Below are 4,826 nucleotides of genomic sequence, written 5' to 3'. Positions count from 1 at the left end.
AGTCGGGGGCCGGCCGGCCGCAGGGCCAGCAGTCCCCGTCACAGGGCGGCGCGGCCGGTCCCGGCGCGGGTGACTTCGCGCCGTTCTGGTTCGCGGTCCCGGTGGCCCGGCCGCTGTACGGGGAGGACGGTTCGCCCAGCCCCATCGCCGAACTGGCGCCCGGCACCTGGTACCTCGCGGTGGAACAGCGCGGTCCCGGCCTGGTGGCCCAGACGCAGGACGGCCGCCGTGGCGTCCTCCAGGACACGAGCGGCATCCAGCGCGGCTGACCGTTCGAGCCCCTCTGGTACGTGTGTGGCCCCCCGCCCGGTCAGGGTGGGGGGCCACCTGTGTGTACGGGGGGATCCTGGGCCGCCCGGCGGGTTTCACCCTCGAACAATCGGCAACACGTTCGACATGTCCTCAACGACGCGCAGTGGAAGCGGCTCCGCGGCGACGATCATCATCGTCATCGCGGACATCATGGCCTTCATCCTGGGCCTCTGGATCCTGATGTACCTGCTGGACGCCAACCGTGCCAACGAACTGGTCGACTTCATCCAGGACGCGGCACGCTGGCTGGCCGGCTGGTCCTACGACCTGTTCACCTTCGACGAGGCATGGGCCCGCGTCGTGTGTGGCTACGGTCTTGCCGCCGTCGTCTACCTGTTCATCGGCCACGGGCTGGCCAGCCGGCTGCGCCGCCACTGACCCGGCGCCCCGGCCGGCGCTCACCGGCCTCCACGTGTCCCACAAGTGGCTTCTTATTACCCACGCCGTTCAGCCGCAGCAGTCCGGTTCAGCAGCAGTCCGGTTCCAGTCCGGACGGCAGCCGTTCGCCGCTGAACACCGCGGTGGTCGCCTCGTCCCCACCGAGCGCGGCCGCCGCGAGCAGCAGCGCCCCCGCCGTCCAGGTGGTCCGTTCCTCGGGCCAGACGGCGCGGTTGCCCTCGAAGACGTACCCCGTCCAGTACATGCCGTCCCCGGCCCGCAGGTGCTGGATGGACTGGAGGATCTCCAGTGCCCGGTCGGACTCCCCCACCACCCACAGTGCCAGGGCGAGTTCACAGCTCTCGCCACCGGTCACCCACGGGTTGGGCAGGACACACCGCACCCCCAGGCCCGGGACGACGAAGCGGTCCCAGCCGTCCTCTATCCGGGCCTTGGCCTGCGTCCCCGTCATCGCGCCGCCGAGGACCGGGTAGTACCAGTCCATCGAGTAGCGGCTCTTGTCGAGGAAACGCTCCGGGTGCTCGCGGATCGCGTGGCCGAGCGCGCCGGCCGCCAACTCCCAGTCCGGCTGCGGCTCCTCACGTTCCCCGGCGATCGCGAGCGCGCAGCGCAGCGCCTGGTAGACGGACGAACTCCCGGTCAGCAGGGCGTCGTTGACAGGTGAGCCGTCGGCCTCCCGCTTCCAGCCGATCTCGCCGCCCGGCTGCTGGAGCGCCAGGACGAACTCGACGGCCGCGTGCACGACCGGCCACATGCCGTCGAGGAAGCCGTCGTCGCCCGTGGCCAGGTAGTGGTGCCAGATGCCGACGGCCGCGTAGGCGCAGAAGTTGGTCTCCCGGCTCCGGTCGTCGTGGCCCCACGTCCGTCCGGTCCCGTCGGTGTCGGCGTAGGCCGCGTACCAGGACCCGTCCTCGTTCTGGTGCGCCGCCAGCCACGCGTAGGCGCGGCCGGCCGCCTCGGGTTCCCCCGCCGCGTCCAGGGCCATGGCCGCCTCGACGTGGTCCCAGGGGTCGAGGTGGTGGCCGCGGAACCACGGGATCGACCCGTCGGGCCGCTGGACGGCGAGGATTCCGGCGACCGTCTCGGCGGCCTGCTCGTCGGTGAGGACCCCGGGCAGGACGAGGTGTTCCGTACGGCCGGGACCGGCTCCTGGCAGGGTCACGCGGCGTCCGTCGTGGACAGGCCGGACACCGGCAGGTGCGGCTTGGTCGCGTAGGCCACGAAGCTCTTGCCGACCACCGGGTTGAGGAGCCGCTCGGTGAACCGGGTGGCGAAAGGCTTCTTCATGATGTCCCAGACGAGCAGCTGGTGGTACGCGCGGACGGGCAGCGCCTTGTCGTTGTCCACGCCGAAGGCGCACTTGAGCCACCAGTACGGCGCGTGGAGCGCGTGCGCGTGGTGGGTACCGTACGGCTTGAGCCCCGACTCCCGCATCTTGCCGAGGAGTTCGTCGGCCTTGTAGATGCGGATGTGCCCGCCCTCGACCTCGTGGTACGCGTCGGACAGCGCCCAGCACACCTTCTCGGGGCCGTACCTCGGTACGGTCACGGCGATCCGGCCGCCGGGGCGCAGGACCCGGACCATCTCCGCGAGCACGCCCTTGTCGTCGGGTATGTGCTCCATCACCTCGGAGATGATGACCACGTCGAACGACTCGTCGGGAAAAGGCAGGTTGAGCGCGTCGCCCTCCATGGCGGTGGCGGTGGCGCCCTCCGGCGCCTCCCCCTCCTGCTTCATCGCGGCGAACCACTTGGCGACCTCGCGGATCTCCTCGCCGTTCCGGTCGAGCGCCACGACCCGGGCGCCGCGCCGGTAGCACTCGAAGGCGTGACGGCCCGCGCCGCACCCCAGGTCGAGCACGCGGTCGCCCGGGGCGAGCGGGAAACGGGTGAAGTCCACGGTCAGCACAGGGTCCTGCTTTCGCGGTCGGGAAGAGGGGGATGACAGGGGGAGTCCGGGCGTGGCATCAGCGGGAGACGCCCCCGGCCGCCGTGGCGGCTCCCCCGCGCGTACGGTCGCGCCGCGCGGCGATCGCCGCGCGGTACAGCTCGGCGGTACCCTGCGCGGCCCTGGCCCAGGTGAACCGGGCCAGCACGCGCTCCCGGCCCGCCGCGCCGAGCCGTACCCTCAACTCCCGGTCCTCCAGCAGCCGTCCGAGCCCGGCGGCCAGCGCGCCCGCGTCGCCGGGCGGCACGGCCAGACAGGTCTCACCGTCGGCGCCCGCGACCTCGGGGATCGCGCCTCCGGTGGTGGCGACGAGCGGGGTGCCGGTGGCCATCGCCTCGGCGGCCGGCAGGGAGAAGCCCTCGTACAGGGACGGCACACAGGCGATCTGCGCGCCCCGGACCAGGTCCACGAGTTCCGCGTCGGAGATGCCCTTGACGAACTCGACCGCGTCTTCGAGCCCGTACCGCTCCAGGGCCCGCGCGACAGGGCCGTCCTCGGCCCGGCGGCCGACCACGACCAGGTGGGCGGCGGGGTGTTCGGTCCTGAGCTTGGCCAGTGCCTCGACGAGGTGCACGAGGCCCTTGAGCGGGACGTCGGCGCTGGAGGTGGTGACGATGCGGCCCGGTATCTCGGGCACGGAGGGGTCGGGCGAGAACAACTGGGTGTCCGCGCCGATGGGGACCACGTGGATACGGTCCGCCCGTACCCCGAGGTCGTCGCCTATCTCCTGCTTGGACGAACCGGACACGGTCACGACGGACGGCAGCCGGCGCGCGACCCGCTTCTGCATGCGCGTGAAGCCGTACCAGCGGCGTACGGAGGCCCGGCGCCCCCAGTCCGGCGCGGCGGCCAGGTCCAACCGCCGGTCCACGGTGATGGGGTGGTGGATGGTCGTGACGAGCGGCGCGCCCAGGTCCCCCAAGAGCCCGTACCCCAGCGTCTGGTTGTCGTGGACGACGTCGAACTCGCCCCGGCGGGCGAGGAGATGACGCCGGGCCCGGAGCGAGAAGGTGAGCGGCTCGGGAAACCCGCCGGTCCACATGGTGGCGACCTCCAGGGCGTCGACCCAGTCCCGGAACTCGTCACGCTTCGGCGTACGGAACGGGTCGGGCTGCCGGTAGAGGTCGAGGCTGGGCAACTCGGTGAGGGGCACGCCGGCGTCGAGCACGGGGTAGGGCTGCGCGCCTATCACCTCGACGGTGTGTCCGAGGAGGGCGAGCTCGCGGGACAGGTGGCGGACGTATACGCCCTGGCCGCCGCAGAAGGGGTTGCCCTTGTAGCTGAGCAGGGCGATCCGCAGGGGGCCGCTTTTTCTGTTGGACGCTGCGGCCCCGGTGTCCGCCGCGATGGCCTCAGCGGTCACACTCGGCCCCCTTCTTCACTGCGCTTGCGGACGTGATCGTCCGCAGGGTCCGAATCTACCGGCAGGTAGCGGGGGTGGAGTGGCCGGATCGGGTGATTCGCACCACGGTGCTCGCGCGGGCGGGTCGTGCTCGGTGCGTGCTCGGTGTCGTGCTCGGTGTCGTGCTTGACCTGGAGCGCGCTCGAAGTTTTACGGTTCGTGCTGGACCGGCGCGCACGTCGACGTGCCGGCAGACCGTATCCGGAGGGCGTATGACCACCGACCACACCAGCGGCGAGAGTGGGCCCGCCGAGACCCGTCAGGACCGGTTCGACCGGGGCATGGACGTGCTCGGGAGGGTCGACGGCGAGGGCGGCCGGAAGGTGATCGACTCCCTCGCCGACGTGTCCCCGGAGCTGGGCCACCAGGTCGTCGCCTGGGCCTTCGGCGAAATCTACGACCGCCCCGGGCTGGCGCCGCGCGACCGTCAACTGGTCACGCTCGGCATCCTGACGGCGCTGGGGGGTTGTGAACCCCAACTTGAGGTGCACGTCAACGCGGCGCTGAATGTGGGGCTGACGCCGGAGGAGATCGTGGAGGCGTTGTTGCACGCGGCGGTGTATTGCGGGATGCCGCGGGCGCTGAACGCGACGTTTGCCGCGAAGCGGGTCTTTGCGGCGCGGGGGGTGCTTCCGGTGCCGCCTTCCGCGTAGGCGCCGCGGTCGCGCTTTTGTCCTCAAACGCCGGACGGGCTTGGTTTGCGGCGTCTGCCCGGTGCGCTGGCGCGGCTTACTGATTTGTCCTCAATCGCCGGACGGGCTTGATT

5 protein-coding genes and 1 pseudogene are annotated in these 4,826 nt (G+C 71.5%); 3 read left to right on the top strand and 3 right to left on the bottom strand.

Annotation, left to right across the window (positions count from 1 at the left end):
- Both GT042_RS30085 and GT042_RS30080 read left to right on the top strand, forming a co-directional pair.
- A pseudogene (locus GT042_RS30085) lies at nt 1-269 on the top strand (hypothetical protein); the annotation flags it as partial.
- Nucleotides 270-396: 127 nt separating this feature from the next.
- The gene (locus GT042_RS30080; protein WP_161311853.1) at nt 397-690 is read left to right on the top strand and encodes a hypothetical protein; all 294 of its coding nucleotides are present in this window, start codon (nt 397-399) and stop codon (nt 688-690) included.
- An 88-nt stretch (nt 691-778) separates the two neighbouring features.
- Here the strand turns inward: GT042_RS30080 and GT042_RS30075 are convergent, their stop codons facing one another.
- Genes GT042_RS30075 through GT042_RS30065 form a run of 3 tightly spaced genes read right to left on the bottom strand, consistent with a single transcriptional unit; the run spans nt 779 to nt 4,021 of the window.
- On the bottom strand, nt 779-1,873 hold the full coding sequence (locus GT042_RS30075) for a prenyltransferase (protein WP_161311852.1): 1,095 nt from the start codon (nt 1,871-1,873) through the stop codon (nt 779-781).
- Nucleotides 1,870-2,619 (bottom strand): class I SAM-dependent methyltransferase, encoded by a 750-nt coding sequence (locus GT042_RS30070; protein WP_161311851.1) that lies wholly within the window; start codon nt 2,617-2,619, stop codon nt 1,870-1,872. Before GT042_RS30070 ends, GT042_RS30075 begins: the two co-directional genes overlap by 4 nt.
- A gap of 58 nt (nt 2,620-2,677) precedes the next feature.
- Nucleotides 2,678-4,021, bottom strand: coding sequence for a glycosyltransferase family 4 protein (locus GT042_RS30065; protein WP_161311850.1), 1,344 nt, complete (start codon nt 4,019-4,021; stop codon nt 2,678-2,680).
- Nucleotides 4,022-4,272: 251 nt separating this feature from the next.
- On the opposite strand from GT042_RS30065, the gene GT042_RS30060 reads away from it, so the two are divergent.
- Entirely contained in the window at nt 4,273-4,713 is a 441-nt protein-coding gene (locus tag GT042_RS30060; RefSeq protein WP_161311849.1) for a carboxymuconolactone decarboxylase family protein, read from the top strand.
- Nucleotides 4,714-4,826 lie beyond the last annotated feature (113 nt).

The sequence above is a fragment of the Streptomyces sp. SID3212 genome (assembly GCF_009865405.1).
In the GTDB taxonomy this organism is placed as follows: domain Bacteria; phylum Actinomycetota; class Actinomycetes; order Streptomycetales; family Streptomycetaceae; genus Streptomyces.
The sequence above is the reverse complement of the archived record's forward strand: the minus strand, read 5'-3'. Positions and strand labels throughout refer to the sequence as shown.

Coding starts and splice junctions, on each gene's coding strand:
- GT042_RS30060 (WP_161311849.1), top strand. CDS start 4,273: ATGACCACCGACCACACCAGCGGCGAGAGTGGGCCCGCCGAGACCCGT.
- GT042_RS30080 (WP_161311853.1), top strand. CDS start 397: ATGTCCTCAACGACGCGCAGTGGAAGCGGCTCCGCGGCGACGATCATC.